Genomic DNA, 23614 nt, shown 5'->3' on the forward strand with positions numbered 1-23614 from the left:
AATCTTCTAATTATTTATTGTAAAATAGTTGCTTAGGAACATAAAAAATGTAGAAAAATGACCAATAATGTCTGCGGCATTTACATATAGCAATACATACTCTAAAAAATGAAAAATTGAAAACGAGAGGATTCTGGCAGTAATGAAACACCGACAATCGAAGCAACAGCGAAAACGCAGCCAACAGCCGAACTTAAACGTTAAGCAAACGAAAGCCATGGAACAACCTCTACACAGAAACAGATACATAACTGGCCTCGATGGACTAAGGGCCATCGCCGTACTTGCAGTTATCGCCTATCATCTGAATTTCGAATGGGCGGCAGGCGGTTTGCTAGGGGTTACTGTCTTTTTTGTTTTATCAGGATATCTAATAACCGATCTATTAATTACTGAATATGTAACAACAAATTCTATTAACTTTAAAAACTTCTGGATCCGCCGAGCCCGAAGGTTATTGCCAGCCATGTTTACGATGCTTCTCGTCGTCGTCACATACGTAACCTTGTTCGAGCCATCCATGCTTGAAAAACTTGAAGAAGATACCGTTGCAGCCATTCTTTATGTGAGCAACTGGTGGTATATATTCCAAGATCTTTCGTATTTCGAAAGCTTTGGCCCCCCTTCCCTACTAACTCACTTTTGGAGTTTAGCAGTGGAAGAACAATTTTATATCCTATGGCCATTGGTTATTATCGTTCTATTAAAAATGAAAGTTCGTGAAGGTTCCCTGTTTTCTATGATGCTAGCAGGTGCACTTATCTCAGCAGCAGCTATGACACTTCTGTACGAACCTGGTGCAGATCCGAGCCGTATTTATTACGGAACAGATACGCGGGTGTTCTCCCTTTTACTAGGAGCCAGTCTTGCAGTCATCTGGCCGAGCCGAAAACTGTCTAGTACGCTACCACCTGAGATTCGTTGGAAACTAGATTTTGTCGGACTATCTGCACTCGCTTTTATCTTTTACATGTTTGGAAGCACAGATCAGTATCAAGACTTTCTCTACCAAGGTGGAATGGTTGCGATATCCGTAGCTGCACTGTTAGTAGTAGCCGTCATGGTCCACCCATCAAGCAGACTCAACACTTGGCTGAGCTTTAAACCGTTACGCTGGGTCGGCGTCCGATCGTATGGCATCTATCTGTGGCACTTCCCGGTTATAGTTCTGACGAGCCCTCAATGGGGAGCGGATGCGCCAAGCTTAGTGAGGACGACATTACAGATTGTACTGATCCTAGTTCTTGCTAACCTATCTTGGAAATACATCGAGAACCCGATCCGTAAAGGTGCGTTATCAAGATTTTGTCGCGTGGTAAAACGAGGAGAATGGAAACGTGAGCGGTCGTTTATCGGACGGTTTGTGTTAACAGCTTGCATCTTAGGTCTTTTCATGTGCGTATCTGCGATCGGCTTCACGACAACTTCAGTAGCATTAAGTAAAGGTAAAGTAATCTCTGCTTTACAAGATAAAGTCGGGGATGAAGACCCGCCGCCAGAGAATACGGTAAGACCAGAACCGAAGCCTGAGACTCCGAAAGAAGACGAAAAACCGGCAGAAGAGTCTGAAGAAAAGCCTTCAGTAGAAACACCTTCGAAAGAAGAAACAAATGAAGAGCAACAACCTGTTCAAGATACACGCTCACTTTCTGTCATCGGTGATTCAGTCATGATTGATGTGACACCTCACATAGAGGAAGTATTCCCGAACGCGATAGTGGACGCGAAGATTGGACGCCAGTTTAGAGAAGCAGAAGATCTCGTTCAGCAAAAGAAAAGCTCGGGCAGTTTAGGAGAGATTGTTGTCATTGAACTAGGAGCGAACGGGCCATTATCCGAAAAGAAAATGCATCATTTAATTGAGTTTATAGGTGATCGTGATATTTATTTGATTACGACACGAGTACCAAAGCCTTGGCAGCAAGAAGTAAATGAAACGATTAAGAAAGTCGCTCCAGATCATAACAATGTTAAAGTGGTGGATTGGTTTACGAAGAGTGAATCACATCCAGAATACATTGGTAAAGATGGCGTGCATTTAACACGTACAGGTGCTAAAAAATATGCAGAGTTTCTGATCAAACATATTGACTAAAAAGATAAGCCAATCATCTCAAGCTGAGGATGATTGGCTTTTTGATACTAATCTTTTTGTATTAGTGGATCTTCTTTACCGTTCGGAGCTGGAAACTCTCCTTTTGGAAGATCTTTTAAGTAATCCGTGAGTTCAGGTAAATAATAAGCTGAGATAGTGATTTCGTATTTAAGCTGATCCGTTACAGCATCAGCAGAGGCAACTTCTAACTCATCCATACCTGAAAAAGTTATTCCCTCTACAACGATTACACGTTTTAACTCTTCAATTGTTGTAATGAAATTTCGAATACCATCATAGTCTTTTGACACAACAGACATTTTAGCAGTAATCTTTTTAACGCCTTTAGGTAAAACTTCAGGTGCAGCAGATATTGGTGTTTCACTCTGATCTACCATGTCGTTTTCGTTTGAGATGTCACCTTCAGTTACGTTTTCAGCATTGTCATCAGCATTTTCGGTTTCAGTTGTTTCATCGGTTGCTGAATCCTCAGACGCTTCATTTTCCGTTGTTTCTTCTTCAGCAACAACCTCTTCCTCTTCAATTGCTTCGCCATCTGTAAAGTCCATCGTTAGGATGAGGCTATCAGATAAGACTTCCGCTTTCTCGAACTGTAGCATTAGTTGATCAATGAGGGGCTTTACCGGCACTTCTTCTTGTAGAGCAAAAGTATTTTCACTTGTTTGGGTAGTCACAGCAACAGAATCATTTGCCTTATTTAACAGTATCTCTTGCTGCTTCATTTCCGTGTCTACCGCTTCAATTCTTTGATGAAGGGGTGATAATAATCCGAAGTATCCATATACTCCACCGATAACCAATAAAAGAATGACAGTTAGTCCCACATATGTAAGAAGCTTTTTATTCTCCGCCATTCTCTTCACCTTTTAATTCAAGAATTTTCTCTTTCTCAAATTCAATCTTATATAGACTTCTGTAACGAGGCAGATAATCGTTCATGGCTGTCATATCTTCACCCTCATTGATTTCCTCAAAGTTAGTTGTCTCCATCTTTTCAATGGTAGCAGTAGCTAAATAAGGAGAGTTGGTCAGTTCATATAAATAGTTAGAGGTTTCAGCTAGTGTATCAAACTGCGCCTCAACGAGAATTGTCTTTTTGTCTTTATATTCATATTTCATGAAAAAGCCACGTTCTGGAAGCAGGGCCACTAAATGCTGAAGTAAATCAGTAGCGGCAATCTTCTTATCACGTATATAATCAATCTTTTCAGCCAAAGGTGCCGATTCAACTTGTGGAACGGCTTGTTGCTGTTTCTCCAACTGTGTTTGCACGAGAAGTTTTTCTTGTTCTAATAGTCGTTCTTTTTCTTCCAATGTGCCTGCACTCACATAATAGTCGAGTCCTAACCATGTCGCTGATCCTAAAAACAACGTCACTGCCGCAATTAATAGAATGGTAGTCTTTAATGACTTACTTTCTTTAACGGGTAAAAGGTTAATATCTACTAACATAGCTGCACCTCTTTTAGCCCAAGTCCTAGTACTACATCAAATTGCGGTGGCAGTAATGTGTCAGAGGGTTTGATCGTTACTACTGGCACATCCAGTTTTGAAGACAATCTTTCTTGAATGTACTTTAACTCTGGCAACTCACCAGACAACACTACTTTCGTAACGCCCTGTTCACCTTGATTAATTGTAAACTTGTAATAGTTCACGATGCGCTCGATTTCTACTAATTTATCTTCTATCAATCCATGAATATGACCAGAATCACCTTGCCATTCAATCCTCTGTACGCCAGTAGAATGCTGTTTAAAGTTCCAGTTCTTATAATCAGTCTCCATTTTTAGGTGATTGAAGAAATAAGGCTTATGCTGATGAAAGATACTTAGTTGGACCGCTGGAATATCAAACTGAAGACAAAGAGTGTGATCTTTTTCAGAAACAAGATCCTTCATAAAAATAAGGCGATATAAAGAGACGCATGAAGCATCAGCTACCACAGGCTTTAACTTTGCATCAGTAAGCAAAGTTGAATAATCATTCACCATTTTTTCTGAAGCAGCAAATAGCAAAATCTCTCGTTTTTCTTCATCCGTTTCAAGTAAAACATAATCAAATACAGGATCCTCAAACGGAAGATGGATGGTATTACCTAGTTCCATGTATAAGTAGCCTTTGATTTCTTCATCCTTTTGGTTAGTGGGAACCTGATGTTTACGAATAACGAGCTTGCTGTCTGGAATCAAGAACTGGACTTCTCGACCTTTGATTCCCCATTCCGCTACACACTCTTCTAAAATGGTTAAAAGAGTTTCACGATCTGCAATTAGGCCATCATGAATCAACCCTTCAGGAAGATAACGTTCACCAGTGCTTCTTACATCAAGGTCTTCTGGATGACGGTAATCCAAATAGCGGATGACGTGATCTTGGAGTATTAAGTTGATTTTTTTTTTGTTGAAAAGATTTATACTAAATCTCATATGAAATCACCCTTTGGTTATGTTGAAGATAGAAAAGTATTTCTTTACCATTTCATCAATTTATGGATGAAATCGTAAAAAAATGCTTTATTTCAACCCTCTCACATACATTGTGAGAGGGTTGAGGGTTTTGTCCTAATGATCTTTACACTATTGCGATTTTTTTACTACATCTTTAACTTCAGATCTTTCTAAGTTATCAGATAAAACTCCGGGGGCAGGTATTTCCTTTTTACTACCTATTAAAGTTACAGTGTAAGTGAAAGAATTTCCAGATTTAGCTATTACCACTTTACTTGTTGTAGGAACATAGCCTGTTCCTCCGTCCGGATCCTTCATTGTATCTAGTAAATTTTCATCATATAACTTTTGAAGTGTAAGTTCTGTTGAAGTGCCTGTAAAGTTTTTACCATTTGCATTCCCAGTAACCCACATTTTAGCTGCATTTACCATTTGCTGAGCATTTCCTACATGTGCATCTTTTTTAGAATTATCTAAGATTCCACCAATACTAACAACAGCTATAGCTGCTATAATCCCTAAGATCACAATTACAACTAGCAATTCAATTAGGGTTAAACCCTCTTCATTCTTTGCATATTTTTTTAATAGTTTGTTAAACATACGTTACTTGCTCCCTTTATTTTAAATTTTTTTGTTACCCAACATTTTTATAAACCTCAAACATAGGCACCATTACTGAAATAACTATTGTTCCTACAACTGAAGCCAAGAAAACAATCATTAACGGCTCAATCAATGCTTTTAAGCGATCAGTGCCTGTTTCTACTTCTTTTTCGTAAAAATCAGCCACTTTTGCTAGCATTTCATCCAGCGATCCAGTCTCTTCACCGATTGAAATCATTTGGGTTACGAGTGGTGGAAATATCCAGTGTCTCTTCATCGGTTCTGTTAACCGTTGACCGGTCTCCAGTGAACTTCTTGATTCCCTAATTACTTTTGCCACTACTTCATTTTCTACCACTTTTTCCACAATCGATAGAGATTGCAGAATAGGTACAGAGCTTGAGAAGAGAGAGCTAAGAGTTCTAGTCATCCTCGCTAAAGCTGATTTTTGAAGGAGTTTGCCGAATACAGGTATTTTTAAGATCATGTAATCGAAGTAATAGCGACTGGATTTATTCTTTCGGATTACTAAGAGTGATCCATAGATTAATCCTAAGATTGTGATTAAAAGCCACCAATACTCTTGCATAAAGTTACTTGCACCTAGAACAAACTTCGTTATGGCGGGTAATTCTCCTCCTGCGTCTTGAAGCATGGTTGCAAACGTTGGCACAACCTTAGCTAGCAAGAAGATTACTACAAATACCGCAACTACTCCGACAATCATCGGGTACATCATCGCTGAAATGATCTTTTGCTTCGTATAATGTTGCTTTTCAAAGTAAGTAGCTAACTGGTCGAGGGTATCGTCCAAACTACCACCTGCTTCACCTGCGGACACCATGTTGATGACCATCGGGGGAAACACATTACGGTGCCGACTCATTGCATTAGACAATGGGTTACCTTGCCGAAGCTCTTCTTCCACATCGGTTAACACCTTTTGCAGCGCTTTACTCTCTGTCTGAGCAGCCATAATACTTGTTGAATCTACAACGGATACACCCGCTCGCAACAATGTTGCAAACTGCCTTAAGAAAATGACAAACTGCTGAGATTTTACCGGACTGCCTATCGAAATTTCTTTGTTAAACAGCGTTTGCTTCATCTCTTGTACTTCTGTGACTGCGATTCCTTTTTCTTTTAGCTTTAGAACCGCTTCACGCTTGGATAGCCCAAGAACCGATCCTGTACGTTTTTTTCCGCTCTTGTCACGGCCTATATAACTAAACTGTGCCATCTTAGCCTCCCTTCTCCAGGAGATATGGCTCCACGAACTCTCTTGAAACTTCGTTGCGCTCAAGAGCTTCCTTAGCCGACATTTCAAACGTATGCATACCAGCGTTCTTGCTCGTCTGCATCACACTATGAATCTGGTGTATCTTTTCATTGCGGATCAAGTTCGCTACAGCAGGTGTGTTGACTAACACCTCTGTAATCGCTCTTCTTCCTTTACCATCATTGGTTGGAAGGAGCCGCTGCGACATGACACCGACTAATACGGAGGCTAACTGGATTCGTATCTGTCCTTGTTGTTCCGGTGGAAACACATCGACGATTCGATCGATCGTTGATGATGCGTTTGTCGTATGTAGCGTACCTAGAACAAGGTGACCCGTTTCCGCTGCCGTAATAGCGGTCGCAATGGTTTCCAGATCCCGCATTTCCCCGAGCAGAATCACATCAGGGTCTTGACGGAGTGCTGCGCGAAGACCGTTTGCGAAATTGTTTGTATCAAACCCAATTTCACGCTGGTCGATCACGCACGTTCGATGTTTGTGCAAATACTCGATCGGGTCCTCTAACGTAATTATGTGCCGGCTCATCGTCCGGTTCATAAAATCGATCATCGAGGCAAGAGTCGTAGACTTTCCACTCCCTGTTGGGCCGGTAACAAGCACAAGTCCTTGATGTTTCCCCGCCATCTTTCGCACACTTTCAGGAAGCATCAAATCTTCCATACTCGGTATAGATGTTGGAATGATTCGAAAAGCAAGACTCACACAAGATCGCTGACGATAAGCGTTTACCCTGAAGCGCGACAATCCTTGAATCCCATACGAGATATCAATCTCTCCAGCTTCTTCAAAGTCTGGATAATACTTTTCATCGATGACTATCTGTGAAATCTGTTCTGTATCCTCAGGTCTCAATGCTTCACTACCGTATCGTTTCAGTCCCCCGTTGATTCGAAAGACAGGAGGCATTCCAACAGACAGGTGAACATCTGATGCTTTTAATTGAAAGGCTGCTCTCAGCCATTGTTCCAGCTTTTCTTTCATGTCAGCACCTACTCGTTGATGGCTACACGCAAGACTTCTTCAGTCGTCGTTAAGCCCTGTTTCACTTTTAGAAACCCATCATCGATCAAAAAGATGGTTCCGTTTTTCATCGCATAATCACGCAGTTCTACAATCGGTCTGTTGTTCATAATAAGCTGACGAATGTGCTCGTCCACAACTAAAACTTCATGAAGAGCGATCCTGCCTTTATACCCGGTACTGTTGCACATGCCGCAGCCTTTTCCACGTGAGATGGCTTCAATCTTGATACCGCGTTTAGCGAAGATTTCTTTTTCTCGTTCTGTCGCCTTAAACGTTTGTTTACAATCACGGCATACTCTTCGAACCAACCGCTGAGCGATAACTCCAGAGAGCGATGCGGCAACTAAGAACGGTTCAACACCCATATCGGTTAGGCGAGCAATCGTACCAATGGAGTCATTCGTATGAAGCGTGCTTAATACTAAGTGACCCGTTAAAGACGCACGAACTGCAATTTCCGCCGTTTCTGTATCTCGAATTTCCCCGATCATAACGATGTCAGGGTCTTGCCGGAGAATTGAACGCAAACCGCTTGCAAAAGTAAGACCTACCGAAGAATTCACTTGTATTTGGTTGATCCCAGCGAGTTGGTATTCAACTGGATCCTCAATTGTTACTAGGTTCACTTCTTCTGTGTTCATTTTGTTTAATGCTGCATACAGAGTTGATGATTTACCTGATCCCGTTGGACCCGTAATTAAGATGATTCCGTTCGGCTGTTTGATTAGATTTGTAAACCGCTGCATGTTCAGTTTGTTAAAACCTAGATTTTCTAGATGATTCAAGGAACTTCCGAGATCTAGAATACGCAGAACAATTTTCTCACCATAGATAGCCGGCAATGTGGATACACGAAGATCTACAGGATGCATATCAAGCGTCATCTTAATTCTGCCATCCTGAGGAAGTCGGCTTTCGGTTATGTTCAAGTTCGCCATAATCTTAATACGAGCCGTCAGCATATTCTGCATGTGCTTTGGCAGACTTCGTTCTGTTTTTAGCATGCCGTCAATTCGATAACGCACGACCAGCTTTGTCTCATGCGGATCAAAATGGATATCACTCGCTTTTTGCTGAACACCTTGCTGAATGATCTGGTTCACGAGCTTAACGATTGGTGAATCTTCTTCTGTCATTCGGCTGTCATCACTCAACGACGCACCTTGTGGCAGAAGATCAAGAAACTCGTCCATAGAATCATCGATATCATAGTACTTGTTATGAGCACGTATGATATCGTCTTTTGCTGATATCGCACGTTCAATTTGAAAACCAGTTGTTAATCGCAAATCATCGATAACGGTAAAATCCATAGGATCTGCCATTGCAACAAAGAGCTTGTCCGCTTCTTTTTTCACCGGCATGAGAAAATGTCTTCTCGCAAACTCTCTTGGAACAATCGCAACTGCTTGTTCATCGATCGGATAGCGATACAAGCTTAAGTGTGGAATGCCGAGTTGAAATTCAAGTACCTCGATAAGCTGCTGTTCGGTCAGCAGACCTTTTTCGATGAAAGCATCACCAAGTTTTTGGTTACTGCGTTTTTCTTTTAACGTTTGCTGCAGAACTTCTTCAGTGATTAATCCAGACTCTACTAAAAGATCACCAAGGCGTTTTTTTTGAACGATCATTGCGCATCACCGTCGCTCTCTTTACCAGGATTACTAGGATTCGTTTCTTTTTCTGGAACAGGCTTTGATGTAGTTGGTTTATCCGAAGGGTCAGTTCCCGGAATACCTGGCATTACAGGTACATATGGGTTCATCGGATTATTCGGATCTGGATAATACGGGAAAGGATACGGATATGGCGTTCCAGGTGTACCCTCTTCTGGTGTTGTTTCAGGCGCTTCCTCTTCCTCAACCGGATAGCCTCTCTCCTCTATACGATGTCGCGGAGGATAAAAGTCTTCTGCCAGCTTTTCCGAAGCCACTTCCTCACCACCAGAACCAAACGATTTACGATAGACCGTTGCCAAGTAGCCTTCCCTTCCACCACTTACGGTAACTGCACTCAGAATCGATGCCAGCTGGTCATTAAAATGAATAATGGTTTTTGGTTCGAAAATTTGCTTTTCCACTTTAACGGTATATGTATAAGGAAGTGGTACCCCAACAATCGAAACACCTAAATTGTTTCCGTCCATCATAAAGTTGAACTTATAAGACGAAGCATTTGTATTCTTAAAAGCTAGATCCATGTCTTGAGGTTTAACGAGTGCTTCATATCCTAGTAACGCATAATCAGGCAGCTCTCTTGATGTATGACGTTCGATGATGGTGAAGTTAGTTTTTTGTATCGCTCCATAAATACCACTAGCCAACACGTTAAGATCAATAGAATCTTGTGCCGTCATGTCTACTTCTTCTAGAGCGCCTATTAAAGAGAAAACTTCTCCTGGTTTCAACTCATAATTTTCTAAACCCTCTACCCAATCTTCCAAAAGAACATGCTCTCCTGGAAATTTAATCGTGCTTTCACTCACCACTTCTTCTGCTTGTCCGAACGTAGTGAGAAATTCGTTGATTGGAACTTCAATATCAGTTGTTTGTAAGGTAGAGCCTATCTTTTTCAGGTGCGCATGTAGCATCTCTTCATCTAATAACTCTGTAAGCCCACTAACTTGAAGTTGTTGTATGGATTTTTCAACCGTTTCTTTATTTACGGTTACTAATAACGGTGAAACATTAGCCGAAAGGTTTTTCAGACTATCTTCAACCTGAAACTGCCATACATCACTAGGCAATTTAACTTTTTTCTCGTTGTAAACCAAATACACGGGATGGTCGTTCTGCCACTGTGATACTTTTTCGTTTACCAGTGGTAATGCTTGAGATTCCGCTACATTTTCTAAAGGTATAGAAGCGATCGCAACCCCCGTACCGTACTTTTCTTCTTCGAAAATATTAGAGTATATCTTTGTTCCTAAGTGACTAAAAAAGAAAAGAAAAAGAGCTGCAAGGCTAAGGGATGCAAAGATCACAAGAAAATTTTTAAGATTGAATTCTCTTTTAGCCATCGCGTACTCTTTAACCCACAACGTTCATGGAAAGTTCCGCTAGAACGGCTGGTCCCTTCTCTTGAGCTTTCCGCACATCCTCTTTATTTAGAGTGGTGCCGTTGGGAAATAATAGCTCACCGTTTCTTTCGAAGATATCTTTAGTAGTCGTTCGTCCAGTCAATAACTTCAGTTGCTTTTCTTGGAACTCAGATAGTTCGTTTGTTTCAACAGACACAGCAACCTCTTCTTCTACTTCAACTGTCCCACCCAATAAAGACTCAGCTTTATCTAAAAAGTTCAACTGTGCTTCTTCTTGAATAACGATTAAATCACGTCCATACGTGATGAGCTGTTCGGATGAAAGAATTACTTTCTTTGAACGCAGTGACAATTCCAGACCTAGAATGGCTCCCGTGTCTTCGTTGATGAAGAACTCAGTCGCTTCTCCGATCAATTGACCTTTACGATCAATCAACTTAGCTCCTACCACAGTAATTTTCTTTTGTACTAGTTCGTTGGCAATCGGAATCTCTGTTAAGTCAAAGATCGACGTGCTGTCTTCAATCATTACTGCAAATTCTCCAACACCTACAATTTTCTTAAAAGGAACCGCACGTACGCTGATCTGCCAGTCCGCATGTTCAACCGTCAAGAAATCAACCATGCCTTCTTTTGGATTAACGACCAATGACTTTACATGTCCTACTTCTGCTCCGTCTGCAATACTGATAATAGGCAGTCCAACAAATTGATTACTTTTTTTCATATTACTCACCCAGTCCTTTATGTTTAAGATAATTATGTTATTTGTTCATTTCTTTGTATCTTTGAAGCTCTTCTAAGATCACAGGGTAATGGCTTAGCTTTTCTTCCATCGACTCAATTAATGGATGGATGCTGCTTAAATCACTAGATGTCACATAAGAATCTAGTAACAGTTTTGAAAACAGATAGAAGTCTTTATCTGAGAGTTTTTGGTTCACTAACGTGACGAGCATTTCTTGATAAGAGTGATGATCACCATTCTCTTCGTATGAGTGCAAGGTACTTAGAAACATATCCTGTAGCTCTACATTCATATCAGGTGTACTCATCTCTACTGTTTCGTTTATAGACGCTTCAACTTCTTTTATTTCTGCCACTACTTCTTCTACTTCTTTTGTATCCGACACTGGAAACTCACCTTGTTCTACAAATGAAGGGTTTTCTTCAACTGATTCTACTATTTCAACTACTTCTTCCAAAGGTCTTTCAATTTCAGATTCAACTCGGATAGGCTCTTCTAATGTGATTTCAACTTCGATGATAGGTTCTTCCATGATGTGGGCTTCTTCGGTGTTTGTCTCTTCAATCGCAGTTAACAACTCTTCTGTATCCTCTATTACTAGTATTTCCTCAAGCATTGCTTCTGTTGATGATTCATTATCCTCAGAAATAAAGTTCTTATCATGAGATAGTTCTTCGATAGGTTCATCCACTGCTTCGAGCGATAGGTCAATTACTCCTGGTGTCTCTTCTATTGTGTCCGTTTCACCTAAATCTTCTAATAATGAGGCGCGTTGTAAAAGAATCTCCTCATTTTCTATATCGGTAGCTATAGGCAAATTCGTAAGCTCTTCATCAGGTATTTCTCTCGTTTCTTTTAAGAATTCGAATTCATCTTCAATAGCTTCAGAGAGTATGTCTTCTGTTTCCAGTTCTTCAACTGGCAAAACGATATCTATACTCGTTTTTTCTTCTTCTGCTATAATTTCGTCAATATTTAAATCTAATAGTTCAATAGGATCTAACGCTTGTAAATCTTCAGTTATCAATGAACCTTCTTCAAATACTTTTATTTCGTTATCTAATTCACTGCTCATAAGTGGCTCTTCTATTGCAGCAGCTTGTTCATCTTGTTCTATAAGATTCTCTTGTACCTTATTCTCAATTCCTTTTTCATTTTCCGAAAAAGAAAAGACTAAATTTGATTGTCCTGTGCTTACTGAAACCAAGTTCATTTTTTTTGCTGCTATGTACGACATAACAAAAGCGATCGACATAATTGCAGTAAGAGCAAATACGAATGATAGATTATCAAGTAAGAACAAGCCTCCTAAAGCCAACAAAAATGCCAACCCTAGTAGCGTCATCTTCAATGGTAATGAAACGTTTGACGGATAAAAATATAGCAGCGAACCTACAAATAATGTGATTACTAACAAAACAATAATTTGTATCAATGATTTCTCCTCAATTCCAATATTCGCTAATTAAACCTATAATACTACATTTTTACTAAAAATCATCCAATAATATCAAACTTTTCTAAAAAATATTGTATAATTAAGAAGAAATTTAGTATTTACTAGTTCTTTTTGACTAAAAAATTCAGAGGATGTGTATGATGCTTTCAGAAAAAGGATTCTCTCTCATAGAAGTTCTAGTTTCACTAACGATCCTCTCCGTTTCTGTAATAGGTATAACGCAATTTTTCCACCAAGCCAACCAAATATCAGCAGGAAATAACACCAAACTAGTTGCTACCAATCTAGCTCGCATGACGTTGGAGCGAGTGCAAACAAATCCAGAAAGTTTTGGATTCACTCTTACTCCAGGGACATACTCAAGTACAATCTGCAAAACACAAGCGTGTTTGGATTTGTACAATGTTCAGATTAATAATAAAAGTTATACAATCAGTATTAAAATCTCGCAATCAACCGATGAAAAGAATATAGGAATTTTTAGCACGAACATTTCGGTAGATTACGGTAAACCTAAACTCTCCACCGTAGAGGGGTACATAAAAAATGCAAAAAGCACAAACTAAATATCTCAATGAAAAGGGATTAACCTTAATTGAATCTCTGTTGTCCTTAGTACTCTTTTCTATTATCGGTACTGTAGTCTATTTTGTTTTGCTAAATGGACTCACAACCGAAAAGAAAATATATACAGAAACGCTCATTCGTGATGAAGCAGACCTAGTAATGTCCCAAATCATTGATAATCTTTACACAGCAACGAATTCAAAAGTTAAAGCTGTTACAGGTCAACAGAATATGCTGATTTATCAAATTGATAATAATACGTCGCACACCGTCGGGTTCCTTAATAATCAACCAGTTGTCAAGGGACAATCCATTAGTACAAACGAATTCAATTTTAATAATTCTTCCATTACTCTAAGAGACGATAACGTAATTATTTCCTTAGTAGTAGCTAGCAAAAAGAATGCTAATGCAAAGCCTTTAGAACTAAAAAGTCAATTCAGATTAATGGAGGAATAAAGCATGAAATATGTAAAATCAGACAGAGGAAACACATTAATTATCGTCTTATTAATGATTGTTATTTTTACTATTGCAGGCCTATCATTAATCTCTACAACCTTTAACGGTGTTAAGAAAACAGATGCACGAGAAACCGATATCAAATCGGTAGAGTTAGCAGAAAAGGGAATTGATTACCTCACGATATTATTAGAAACCAAATCAAAAAATTTCATCAATCTACCTACAAGTGATTTCAACATAGCACTAACAAACCTATTACAGAACTATGAAGTCGGAAGTGCTACTGCAGAGTTCAAACCTACCTCTGTCATACCAACAGAAAACAATGCTGATACACTTAAAGTTAAAATCTATGATCGGTACAAGTTAACTGATAATATAGAGGATCTTACGCAAGTCATGACTTTGCATAGCGAGGCAACAGTAAATGGGAAAAAGAAAACTTTAATATCCACCATTAAACTTGGAGGAAAACAAACACCTGAAGCTTTGGATTATGCTCTTGGCTCATACAATCCACAATCCTCTACAAATCCGGATGATGGAAATATGTTTTTACATGGCGGTGTTTCGATTAATGGTGATCTCTATGTTGAAGGAAATTTGATTACAAGAGACCAGGGATTTTCCATTGAAAATGGAAGAGAAAGATGGATCCCCTCAGACTTTCCTAGTATAGAAGGTGCAGACGGGAAAAAAGCACATCTTATACTACACAAAAAACTTTACACATTGGATAAAACTCGTCCTTATTATGATCATATAAACGAAACGAACTTCAATAAGATAACGTACTATTCTGAAGTGAATACAGAAAATGTTAAGAATGCGTTTGCTGATTATAGTAAGGTTGGACGTGATTTTATACCTACTGTAAAAAAAACAAACCCTAATTTCACTCCTATTAATATTCTAGGAGAGAAAGGCAAGTATTATTTCACGAATACAAGCGGCTCTATTTCACCAGTTACTACAGTAACAAACTGTTCCTTTATTGTTAGAAGAGGAATTACACCGTGTCCAGGTACACCTAGTAGTAATATTTATGCCAATTTAAGCAGTACCTATTTTGATGGAAGTTATACATTGAAAAGACTAAGCACCAAATCAGATGCCAGGTTTTATAATAGTGTCAACAACCAATGGAATAAACTTACTTTTACCCAAGGTGCTTACATTGGTGGGAATTTAACAATAGGGGATACTAGTGATGTTAATGGTGGCTACAATAAAGACTATTATCAAAAATTTGAGATTGATGGGCCGTTATTTATAGATGGGGATCTTACTTTGCGTAACGCCTATGTAAAATTTAATTCAATAGTGTATGTAACCGGTAAAACGAACATTCAATACTCTAGGCTAGAAGGTATTCAAAAAACAACAAACACACCAGAAACTTCATTAATCCTTTTTGGAAAAAAAGACATCCATATTGCGAACAACAACGTTTATAAAGATACTCCAAACGTGGTTCGAGGATTTTTTTATTCGGAAGACTTAATGGAAATCTACGGTGTCGCCTCAAATGTTGAAATTCAAGGAGGCGTATTTGGAAGAAAAGTCGTTCTAAACGCGACACGTGGTGAAGTTAATTCAACGTGGCTGGGAATCGATTATGCAAATAACCAAAAATCAATTTCTCCAGACGATTCCCGTTTAACGATTATTTATAATCCAGAACTTATTCGAAATCCTCCAGAAGGACTACCAACCGTAACCGAGTTAAGCGTTACTAAGATTAATAGATACTTAAAATAGCCTTCCACGTGGAAAGGCTTTTTTATTTGACTAACCATATATTTATGATGAAATGCCATACTATGACGATGATATAAACAACCAATGCAATGCTAAGCAATACTTGAATCCTAGTCTTCAAGGGGATAAATCCAATCGCAATAATTAAGTAGGTAAAAAAGAATTTAACAAGGAGAAAAATCGTAGGATCGTATTCATACAACCCACGCATTAATGGATTAAGCTCTCTTCCACCCTTTTGCAACAACTGATGTGTAAATAAGGCGTCTGCTGCATTTAAAAAGCCTAAAATTAAACAGATCCATAGATGCTTTTGTATCCGAAACACTCGATCCATCTATCTTCACTCCTCTCTACTAAAGGAGTATACCCCGAAAAAGAGAGAAAGTTGCTAAAAAATGTGTTGCAAATTGTGACAGGGGTTGTCGGAATTTAGTAGGAGGAATGAAAAAAGACCTCTGCTAAGAGATCTTTTACAGTTTTACATCGATCAGGCTGCCTATGTGAGGTGCAACGGATTGTTCTAGCACTTCAATGTAGTCTTAGGGTTTACAATTCACTCTCTGCTTTAACTGTCTACTTTGATACAGTTATAGTATAATACTTAATGTTTTTTCCGTTTTTCACAGTAATAGTTACGTTTCCATAAGTTGCATTACCAGGAATTGTTACTAACCCATTTTCATTAATTGTTGCTCTACTTGGTACGGAACTTATATAAGTAGTCCCTTCCGTGGATAAAGTTACGTCTTTTTCATTTCCACTACCAAGCATTCCAATGACTGTTAACTGTGTTGTATTTCCTCGTAGTAGTGTTTGAGTGTCACCTTCAACCTTTAAGGAAGTAATAACATTGGTTAAATCTTCTTCAATTTTTATAACTATCTGACTTCTTAAACTTCCATTCTTTATTGTAATTGTTACATTTCCATACGTAGCACTATTTGGAATATTAATCTTTCCATTTTCATCGATTACTGCTCTACTTGGAACCGAGCTTACATATGTAGTCCCTTCAGAAGATAAAGTTTGATCTTTTTCTTCTCCATTACCTAACGTTCCCATTACTGATAGCTGAATTGTATCACCACGATGTGCCGTTTGTTTATCTGCTGTAACCCTTAAATCTGTAGTTGTATTATTAATATCCTCTGTAACGGTTATAACCAAGTAAGCTCTTAAACTTCCATTCTTTATTGTAATTGTTACTTTTCCATAAGTTGCGTTACTTGGAATGGTTATTTTTCCGTTTTCATCAACTGTTGCTCTACTTGGCACCGAGCTGACATAACTTGTTCCAGTGGAAAATGCTGTAATGTCTTTTTCGTCCCCATTTCCCAAGATTCCTATAACAGCCAATTGATTTTGAGATCCACGAAATGCAGTAATATTATCTTCGTTTGTCTTAATTTCTGTTATTGTACTGCTCGTATCTTTTTCTACATTTATAATAAATGTTGTTCGCAACTCTCCATTTTTTACTGTAATAGTAACTGGTCCATAAGTTGCATTTAAAGGAATGAATAATTTTCCATTTTCATCTACCAAGGCTCTGCTAGGTACTGAACTGAAATAAGTTGAACCTTCTGATGCATTACTTATATCTTTTCGAGTCTCATCTGTGTAAAGTCCACTAACTTTAAGGTATATTTCGTTACCTGGATGAAATGAAACTGATTCTGTTTCGACACTTATTTCTTTTAACTGAATTTCAGGTGCTTCCTTAACCGTAATTAAAACTGTTTTTCGCAATGAGCCATTTTTAATTGTAATTACAACATCTCCATACGTTGCGGATGAAGGGACTTTAATTAATCCATTCTCATCTACAGTAGCTCTACTAGGAACTGAACTGGTATATGTTGTTCCGGCTTCAGATAATGTTATATCCTTTTCAATGCCATCTGCATATAAACCACTAACATTAAGTTGTATTGCTTCCTCTCTAAATGCAGTAAAATATTCACCATTAACCTTGATTTGGTTCATTACTTTACTAGGGTTTTCTTTTATAGTAAGAACTATTGTAGATTTTACTAACCCATTTTTAATAGTTATAATTGCTTCACCATATGTTGCTGTTTTTGGAATAGTTAAGTTCCCATTCTCATCAACAAAAGCACGACTTGGAACCGAACTAATATATACCGTACCAGATTCCCCTAACTTTATATCTTTGATTTCTCCATCACTAAAAGTTCCCTTCACTGAGAGAGAAAGTTGATCTTCTTTATATAAGATTTGGTTATTTGGTGTAACCTCTATCTCTTTTAAAACTGGACTGCTAACTGAAATTTTGCTTTTTGTTAAAATCCCATTATTTTTAGCGGAAATAATAACATCACCATTTTCTGCAGATAAAGGTATTGTTATTAAACCATTTTCTGATACTAATGCTTTACTTTGATCCGAAGACTGATAGGTTGTACCTGTTACATTATTTGTTACGTCTTTAGATGAACCATCGGACATCGTTGCTCTTACTCGCAGTTGAATTGTTTCTCCTGCGGGAACAGATCCATATGTGGGTGACATGGCCAAACTTTTAACTGTAGGTGGTCCAGTAATCATCACACTTACTTTCTCAATAAGTTCTTTGTACATAATTGTAATTGTAGCATTTGCAGGAGCTGCATTTGCGGCTACTAAAACTAATCCATTCTCGTTTACACTTACAGACTGATTATCACTTGAATACTTTATCCCAGAAGATGTCGATGTAACTTCTGTTACACCATTCAATGAATTTGATTCCACATATAATTGTTTAGAATTTCCCGGTGCTAAAGTTAAATTAAAAGGTTTTATTGTTAAAGTATCTTTTAAAATTGCACCTGGAATAGTTATCTTTATATTATCTTCAAGATTTCCATATTTAGCTTGAATATTTACAATTCCAGGTTTAGCTTCTTCTGAAACGATAAGAAGCCCATTATCATCTACATGAATTGCTTCTGGGTTAGTAGAAATATACTTTGTACCTGAAGAAGTAAGAGATACATCACTCGAAGTACCATCCGTCTTCTTTAAAATAGTTTTTAATTGAAATTCTCCTCCAGGTTGAATGGTTACATCATCTGGTGATATATCTAAACTCGAAGGTGTTGCAGGGTCAATAGTAATTACTCCTCGTACTGTAAAAGTATATTTACTTAATTCATAATATCCCTCATTTGTTCCAGAGTTTTTCTCTCTTACATATCTCGAATTACCTTTATTGTCATATATGGTGAATGAAGTTAATTTCCAAGTACCAAGTTCATCATATTTATCTATTTTTACAGTACCCACAAACTTATTGTTTAGTGCTTTAGTAAAGTTTATAGAAAAAGATTTTCCACTAGGCTTAGAAAAGTTAGCATACACACTACTTATTCCTGATAAATTGTCCGTTATTTCTGCAGTATACTTTACTATTGCTTCAGTTTTTGAAATTTGTTCTACTTCTATAGATAAATCTTTAAAGACAGGAGCAATTAAATCAGGAATCGTTCCAATTACTTCAAAAACACATGAGCTAAAATCTCTTTTTTCTAAATTGTTTGTACCGTAGAGTGTAGAATCATAGATAGTACTGCTATTGTATTCATTATCGTACATGTGCACATATCTTAACTTCCATTTTCCTAGTTCTTCATGTGTATCTATCGCTACTTTTCCTTCGAAACGTTGAGAAACTTGATTGAAATATAAGTATACATTTTGTGTTTTTCCACTCGGTTTAAGAAAACTAACAGAAACCGTTGACACACCAGATAAATCATCTGTTACATCAGCAACTATTGTTGCAGACTCATTAACTTTGACAACAGAAGTATTGGTTATTTTAATTTCTTTCAGTACAGGAGCTTTTATGTCTTCTTTTGGGGGCTTAGGTGTCACACCAGTAACATGAATAGTATAATTGCTAAAATCGAATGTTTGATTGCTATTGTTAGTATTATGGATATCATAGATAGTAGCTGAATTTTCTTTGTTGTCATATAGTGACATTGAATATAGTTTCCAATCACCTGAATCATCGTATTTTTCGAATTGAACTGTAGCTTCATAATTTTTTGTATTTGAGTTTAAATAAAAACCAATTGACTTTGTGTTATTATTTGGAGAGCGATAGTATCCAATGACCGATTGAACTCCAGATAGATCATCATTAACTTCTGCTATAAGTTTAACATCATTTTCTGGTGTTGCTTCATTACTTGAAATACTTAAGTTCTTTAAAATAGGTGCTGTTATATCTGGTGTTGGCCCTTCAATCTCTACTTCAGTGGCATAAGCTAAAATAGGAATTATCCAAATTAACATAGCGCACAAGATAGTTACTGTCTTTCGAAAGATGGAATTTGTTAACCTCACCTTTAACCCTCCTTGTTTTGTCTAAATAATAAAACATTGTTTTTAAATAATTCTAATTTACTATAAGAGTATCTACGGATATGCAATTATACCTAGTTTATAAATTTTAAAAAGAGGTCCAACTAGATGGACCTCTTTTAATCTTTATATTTATTAACGAAGTAATTGAAGAACTCCTTGCGGTTGTTGGTTCGCTTGCGCCAACATAGCTTGAGCTGCTTGAGAAAGAATAGAATTTTTTGTTTGGTTCATCATTTCTTTCGCCATCGTGCGAACATTTACTTTCATAAATGACCAGACTATATCTTCACCCTCTAGCATTCTAATAGGGGTCGGGCACTTCGGATTTACAATGCTGATGTACATTGTTTCACCTACGGATTTCATCATCATAGCTTTTAGCCTTAGATGGTCTATCCTAGTCGTTGAACCTTCTCCACTTTTTCAAGATAGGAGCTTGGCTGCTGATTACCCAATCTTTTCTTTTTTCAAGCCATCACGCTTGTCGTTTCCAACTACGTTGTGGCAAGAAAAGCTCTAAGGGTTTTCCAGCAATTCACCCGATAATGATCACTAGCCGTTACCAGCTAGGACGACTGTACTTGTCACTGCTTAAGCAGCTAAAGCATAATCAACATCACGGATTCGAGATTCCGCAGCAGTTAGGTTTTCAGAAGAAGTACTTAAGTTATTGATAGTGTGCTCAAGTCTATTTTGCTTAGCACCCAATTGAGAACGCTCATCTGATACTAATTTGATAGCTGCATCAATTGTATCAATTGCAGCAGTCGAAGTAGCAGCATCAGCACCCAAGTCAATAAGATCAACACCTAATGCAGTTGCTTGCATATCCGCGAATGTTACGTCAATAGTTTGATCTGTATTTGCTCCAATTTGGAATGTAAATACACCAGTTGTACCACCAGTTGTATCCAAAAGGTTTTGAGTATTGAATTGTGTTGTTGTGGCAATACGGTCAATTTCTTCAATTAGATCATCAACCTCTAATTGAATTTCTGCTCTGTCATCAGCAGTGTTTGTATCATTAGTTGATTGAACCGCTAATTCGCGCATACGCTGCAGGATATCATGGGTTTCATTCAGTGCTCCTTCGCCGGTTTGAATCATTGAGATAGCATCTTGAGAGTTACGAGATGCTTGATCTAGCCCACGAATTTGCCCACGCATTTTTTCAGAGATAGCAAGACCTGCCGCATCATCTCCAGCACGGTTAATACGAAGACCTGAAGATAACTTTTCCATAGACTTCGATTGCCCGACAGTAGCACTATTTAATTGACGGTAAGTATTAAGAGCTGCAATATTGTGATTAATTCTCATTTCTTTTTCCTCCTTGAATGTGTTCCGCCCACGTCCTTGTGGTTGGTTGGATGTGTTTTATTTCTTGGGAACTTACAGCCTTTTACGGCCGTTAAAAGTACTGCTTGTTCCTACATTCGTTATATCGGAGTAATTACAAACATCTTTAATAGTTTTACGTATTTTTTAACTTTTTTAATGCTTGAAAAGTGTTAAGCGAGGTGCTTGCTGCTTGGTTGTTCTCTTGTTGAATAGATAGAAAGACTTCTTTACGATGGATCTCTATATGTTTAGGCGCAGAAATTCCTATCTTCACCTGATCACCATCTATGGATAACACAGTTAATTCAATATCTTCACTAATTTTAATAGCTTCTTGTAACTTCCGGGTTAATACAAGCATTCCTTAACCCTCCTGTCCGACAAAGCTAGATTCTAATAATTCATGTCTTGTTCGGTATTTGTTATCTGTTAGTACAACTTGCTTTCCTAAGTTTTCCTTTACATTAATCACTACAGGCGCCTGAAGATTACCAGTCGATTTTTCTAATGGTTCTTGAATCGTTAAGATGATCTGAACCAACACATCAGATTCTTCTTTGATTTTTAATTGTTTTTGTACTGATTCTACTAATTCAAAATCATAGTTCTTAAAGAATAAAAATGGATTTGTGGTAAAAAAGGCGAGTTCTTTAGTGGATACCGATTGCAGGGTTGAAAATGGAGTCCCTTCCATTGGCAGAAGAACAAATTGTTTTTCGTCTTCAAAACCAGGTAAACCTTGTTCAAAATGTAAGATATCTTTATCAGATATCTCAATCGTTTCTTCAAATTTCGTATGAAGTATCATCGCAATCATCCTTTACTTTTATATTCTTATGTCGCCCAGTTGATTGTTAAAGAAGGCATTTCTTCCATACTAACGTTTACCTTACCAGGTGTGTACTGATGCTGAGGTCTATTAATCGTAACATTAATCTCTGGTTTATTAGTCTGCCAATTTAGTTGAACTTTACTGGGTTGATAATTGATTTTCACACTGTTTGCTCTCGGAATAAAGCCGATGTTAAACTCATACATCGGACTTTCACTATTCATTTTGGCATGTTCCGCTATTGGGTTGCCGCCGTTTTCTACCCTCATCAAGTCATCGCCTTCTTGAGACATCCGAGCCAGACCAGATAGCCAATCTTCATAACCTCTTTGTGCAAACTCTTCAATCCTGCGTGAAATGTGTTTTAAATCCATATCAGCCCAAGCTTCTGTTTGATCAATTGTTAATTGACTTGGTGTACGATTCACTTCTAGTTCAGCTTGCGGCTGTTTAATTTGCAAATCAGCGGGTGCTTGTTGGATTTCTTGAACAGGAGACTGTGTGTGTATTCCTATTCTAGCATTCGTTGATTCTAATCTAAGTTGAGGAACATTCATTATAGATCCCTCCAAAAGGTTTTATTGCAAGAAAAGAGCTATCACAAGGATAGCTCTCTTAGATTTATCGTAAAAAGTCCATAAGTGTTGGTTGCATGATGCGAGATCCTACTCCCAATGCTGCACGGTGCAAACTTTCTTGCATCTTTAAATCTGTAATCACGCGCTCGATATCCGCATCTTCATTATCAGAAAGTATACGGTTAGCGATAACTTCTTGCTCGCCAACTCGTGCATCGATTAGTTCTACACGATTGTATCTTGCCCCTAACTCAGCTCGTTCAGAAACTAAATTATTGATGTGAGAATCTAACTTATCTAGAAATCCACTAATTTCTTGTCCTGAAGTACCTTCAAGGGCTTTTTTCAGTTCATTAATATCCCCAAACAAACCACTTTCAGGTGTGCTAGATGTATGAGTAAATACATTCTTAGGATTGATGTTAACTGCTACTTCAATACCTTGAGACAGTTCCAGTTTAACCTCATTCTCATTTATGGAAACGAAAGGTGTTTTGCTCAAATCAACTGGTTTATTCGTTGTATCATTCCCATTAAAAATGTACTTTCCAGCAACCTGTGTATTGGCGATAGAAACGAGATGTTCTTTTAGCTGTTCGATTTCTTTTCCAATCATACCTTTTTGTGACTCTTCATACGTTCCGTTACTTGCTTGAACGGTTAGCTCACGAATACGCTGCATCACACTTGTTGCTTTATCAAGAGCAGCATCTGAGTTCTCCATCCAGTTGTACGCTTCTGATAAGTTACGCTTGTATTGTTCAACCTCTGTTAAATTTGTTCGGTATGTCATTCCTTTCATCGCAACGACTGGATCATCCGATGGACGGCTAATCTTTTTACCTGTTGTTAACTGTTCTTGTGTTTTGGCCATACTTTCATAGCTTTTACTGATATGGCGCAGCATGTTATTCGATAACATCGATTGCGTTACGCGCATTTAGTTG

The 23614-nt window shown here is 38.0% G+C and carries 21 protein-coding genes and 1 pseudogene; 4 read left to right on the plus strand and 18 right to left on the minus strand.

Annotated features, from left to right (window positions below; genetic code table 11):
- Positions 1-142 precede the first annotated feature (142 nt).
- The gene (locus tag H9648_RS03560; RefSeq protein ID WP_225218697.1) at positions 143-2095 is read left to right on the plus strand and encodes an acyltransferase family protein; all 1953 of its coding nucleotides are present in this window, start codon (positions 143-145) and stop codon (positions 2093-2095) included.
- Positions 2096-2142: 47 nt separating this feature from the next.
- Here H9648_RS03560 and H9648_RS03565 read toward each other — a convergent pair whose 3' ends face one another.
- From H9648_RS03565 to H9648_RS03610, 10 genes are all read right to left on the minus strand, one after another.
- Entirely contained in the window at positions 2143-2970 is an 828-nt protein-coding gene (locus H9648_RS03565; RefSeq protein ID WP_191752507.1) for a hypothetical protein, read from the minus strand.
- Positions 2957-3568, minus strand: coding sequence for a PilN domain-containing protein (locus tag H9648_RS03570; RefSeq protein WP_191752509.1), 612 nt, complete (start codon positions 3566-3568; stop codon positions 2957-2959). Before H9648_RS03570 ends, H9648_RS03565 begins: the two co-directional genes overlap by 14 nt.
- The gene (gene pilM / locus H9648_RS03575) at positions 3562-4545 is read right to left on the minus strand and encodes a type IV pilus biogenesis protein PilM (RefSeq protein WP_191752510.1); all 984 of its coding nucleotides are present in this window, start codon (positions 4543-4545) and stop codon (positions 3562-3564) included. Before pilM ends, H9648_RS03570 begins: the two co-directional genes overlap by 7 nt.
- A 150-nt stretch (positions 4546-4695) precedes the next feature.
- A complete protein-coding gene (locus H9648_RS03580; RefSeq protein ID WP_191752512.1) occupies positions 4696-5169 on the minus strand; it encodes a type II secretion system protein in 474 nt (157 codons plus the stop codon).
- 34 nt (positions 5170-5203) lie between these two features.
- Positions 5204-6412, minus strand: a complete 1209-nt coding sequence (locus tag H9648_RS03585; protein WP_191752513.1) for a type II secretion system F family protein — start codon at positions 6410-6412, stop codon at positions 5204-5206.
- Position 6413: 1 nt separating this feature from the next.
- Complete coding sequence (locus H9648_RS03590) at positions 6414-7454, minus strand: type IV pilus twitching motility protein PilT (RefSeq protein ID WP_191752514.1); 1041 nt, start codon at positions 7452-7454, stop codon at positions 6414-6416.
- An 8-nt stretch (positions 7455-7462) separates the two neighbouring features.
- Positions 7463-9127 carry a GspE/PulE family protein gene (locus H9648_RS03595; RefSeq protein ID WP_191752515.1) on the minus strand — a complete coding sequence of 555 codons (1665 nt, stop codon included), beginning with the start codon at positions 9125-9127 and terminating at the stop codon, positions 7463-7465.
- Positions 9124-10515, minus strand: a complete 1392-nt coding sequence (locus H9648_RS03600) for a VanW family protein (protein ID WP_191752516.1) — start codon at positions 10513-10515, stop codon at positions 9124-9126. The genes H9648_RS03595 and H9648_RS03600 overlap by 4 nt, the downstream gene beginning before the upstream one ends.
- 10 nt (positions 10516-10525) lie before the next feature.
- On the minus strand, positions 10526-11263 hold the full coding sequence (locus H9648_RS03605; RefSeq protein WP_191752517.1) for a PRC-barrel domain-containing protein: 738 nt from the start codon (positions 11261-11263) through the stop codon (positions 10526-10528).
- Between the two features lie 37 nt (positions 11264-11300).
- Positions 11301-12719, minus strand: a complete 1419-nt coding sequence (locus H9648_RS03610) for a hypothetical protein (protein WP_191752518.1) — start codon at positions 12717-12719, stop codon at positions 11301-11303.
- Between the two features lie 161 nt (positions 12720-12880).
- Between H9648_RS03610 and H9648_RS03615 the strand changes: the two genes are divergently transcribed.
- From H9648_RS03615 to H9648_RS03625, 3 genes are read left to right on the plus strand one after another with little or no spacing between them, the layout of a single operon-like run.
- The gene (locus tag H9648_RS03615) at positions 12881-13309 is read left to right on the plus strand and encodes a type IV pilus modification PilV family protein (RefSeq protein ID WP_191752519.1); all 429 of its coding nucleotides are present in this window, start codon (positions 12881-12883) and stop codon (positions 13307-13309) included.
- Positions 13290-13769, plus strand: coding sequence for a PulJ/GspJ family protein (locus tag H9648_RS03620; RefSeq protein ID WP_191752520.1), 480 nt, complete (start codon positions 13290-13292; stop codon positions 13767-13769). The genes H9648_RS03615 and H9648_RS03620 overlap by 20 nt, the downstream gene beginning before the upstream one ends.
- 3 nt (positions 13770-13772) lie before the next feature.
- Positions 13773-15536, plus strand: coding sequence for a hypothetical protein (locus tag H9648_RS03625; RefSeq protein ID WP_191752521.1), 1764 nt, complete (start codon positions 13773-13775; stop codon positions 15534-15536).
- Between the two features lie 22 nt (positions 15537-15558).
- Here the strand turns inward: H9648_RS03625 and H9648_RS03630 are convergent, their stop codons facing one another.
- The 8 genes and pseudogenes from H9648_RS03630 to flgL all read right to left on the minus strand — a co-directional run bounded on the left by H9648_RS03630 (position 15559) and on the right by flgL (position 23607).
- A complete protein-coding gene (locus H9648_RS03630) occupies positions 15559-15873 on the minus strand; it encodes a DUF5658 family protein (RefSeq protein WP_191752522.1) in 315 nt (104 codons plus the stop codon).
- 239 nt (positions 15874-16112) lie between these two features.
- A complete protein-coding gene (locus tag H9648_RS03635; RefSeq protein WP_191752523.1) occupies positions 16113-19895 on the minus strand; it encodes an Ig-like domain-containing protein in 3783 nt (1260 codons plus the stop codon).
- Positions 19896-20048: 153 nt separating this feature from the next.
- A pseudogene (locus H9648_RS20615) lies at positions 20049-20165 on the minus strand (flagellin); the annotation flags it as partial.
- 342 nt (positions 20166-20507) lie between these two features.
- A complete protein-coding gene (locus H9648_RS03645; protein ID WP_191752525.1) occupies positions 20508-21236 on the minus strand; it encodes a flagellin N-terminal helical domain-containing protein in 729 nt (242 codons plus the stop codon).
- 154 nt (positions 21237-21390) lie between these two features.
- Positions 21391-21618: a carbon storage regulator CsrA gene (csrA, locus tag H9648_RS03650; protein ID WP_191752526.1), complete on the minus strand. Its 228-nt coding sequence runs from the start codon at positions 21616-21618 to the stop codon at positions 21391-21393.
- A gap of 3 nt (positions 21619-21621) precedes the next feature.
- Positions 21622-22065, minus strand: a complete 444-nt coding sequence (gene fliW, locus H9648_RS03655) for a flagellar assembly protein FliW (RefSeq protein WP_191752527.1) — start codon at positions 22063-22065, stop codon at positions 21622-21624.
- A gap of 26 nt (positions 22066-22091) precedes the next feature.
- Complete coding sequence (locus tag H9648_RS03660) at positions 22092-22646, minus strand: DUF6470 family protein (protein WP_191752528.1); 555 nt, start codon at positions 22644-22646, stop codon at positions 22092-22094.
- A 64-nt stretch (positions 22647-22710) separates the two neighbouring features.
- Positions 22711-23607 carry a flagellar hook-associated protein FlgL gene (gene flgL, locus H9648_RS03665; protein WP_191752529.1) on the minus strand — a complete coding sequence of 299 codons (897 nt, stop codon included), beginning with the start codon at positions 23605-23607 and terminating at the stop codon, positions 22711-22713.
- Positions 23608-23614: the final 7 nt, after the last annotated feature.

Source organism: Fictibacillus norfolkensis (assembly GCF_014836645.1).
In the GTDB taxonomy this organism is placed as follows: Bacteria; Bacillota; Bacilli; order Bacillales; family Fictibacillaceae; genus Fictibacillus; species Fictibacillus norfolkensis.

Bases quoted from the DNA above. Each gene is read 5' to 3' on its own strand.
- H9648_RS03560 (WP_225218697.1), top strand. From the start codon at position 143: ATGAAACACCGACAATCGAAGCAACAGCGAAAACGCAGCCAACAGCCG.
- H9648_RS03565 (WP_191752507.1), bottom strand. From the start codon at position 2,970: ATGGCGGAGAATAAAAAGCTTCTTACATATGTGGGACTAACTGTCATT.
- H9648_RS03570 (WP_191752509.1), bottom strand. From the start codon at position 3,568: ATGTTAGTAGATATTAACCTTTTACCCGTTAAAGAAAGTAAGTCATTA.
- pilM (WP_191752510.1), bottom strand. From the start codon at position 4,545: ATGAGATTTAGTATAAATCTTTTCAACAAAAAAAAAATCAACTTAATA.
- H9648_RS03580 (WP_191752512.1), bottom strand. From the start codon at position 5,169: ATGTTTAACAAACTATTAAAAAAATATGCAAAGAATGAAGAGGGTTTA.
- H9648_RS03585 (WP_191752513.1), bottom strand. From the start codon at position 6,412: ATGGCACAGTTTAGTTATATAGGCCGTGACAAGAGCGGAAAAAAACGT.
- H9648_RS03590 (WP_191752514.1), bottom strand. From the start codon at position 7,454: ATGAAAGAAAAGCTGGAACAATGGCTGAGAGCAGCCTTTCAATTAAAA.
- H9648_RS03595 (WP_191752515.1), bottom strand. From the start codon at position 9,127: ATGATCGTTCAAAAAAAACGCCTTGGTGATCTTTTAGTAGAGTCTGGA.
- H9648_RS03600 (WP_191752516.1), bottom strand. From the start codon at position 10,515: ATGGCTAAAAGAGAATTCAATCTTAAAAATTTTCTTGTGATCTTTGCA.
- H9648_RS03605 (WP_191752517.1), bottom strand. From the start codon at position 11,263: ATGAAAAAAAGTAATCAATTTGTTGGACTGCCTATTATCAGTATTGCA.
- H9648_RS03615 (WP_191752519.1), top strand. From the start codon at position 12,881: ATGATGCTTTCAGAAAAAGGATTCTCTCTCATAGAAGTTCTAGTTTCA.
- H9648_RS03620 (WP_191752520.1), top strand. From the start codon at position 13,290: ATGCAAAAAGCACAAACTAAATATCTCAATGAAAAGGGATTAACCTTA.
- H9648_RS03625 (WP_191752521.1), top strand. From the start codon at position 13,773: ATGAAATATGTAAAATCAGACAGAGGAAACACATTAATTATCGTCTTA.
- H9648_RS03630 (WP_191752522.1), bottom strand. From the start codon at position 15,873: ATGGATCGAGTGTTTCGGATACAAAAGCATCTATGGATCTGTTTAATT.
- H9648_RS03645 (WP_191752525.1), bottom strand. From the start codon at position 21,236: ATGAGAATTAATCACAATATTGCAGCTCTTAATACTTACCGTCAATTA.
- csrA (WP_191752526.1), bottom strand. From the start codon at position 21,618: ATGCTTGTATTAACCCGGAAGTTACAAGAAGCTATTAAAATTAGTGAA.
- fliW (WP_191752527.1), bottom strand. From the start codon at position 22,065: ATGATACTTCATACGAAATTTGAAGAAACGATTGAGATATCTGATAAA.
- H9648_RS03660 (WP_191752528.1), bottom strand. From the start codon at position 22,646: ATGAATGTTCCTCAACTTAGATTAGAATCAACGAATGCTAGAATAGGA.
- flgL (WP_191752529.1), bottom strand. From the start codon at position 23,607: ATGCGCGTAACGCAATCGATGTTATCGAATAACATGCTGCGCCATATC.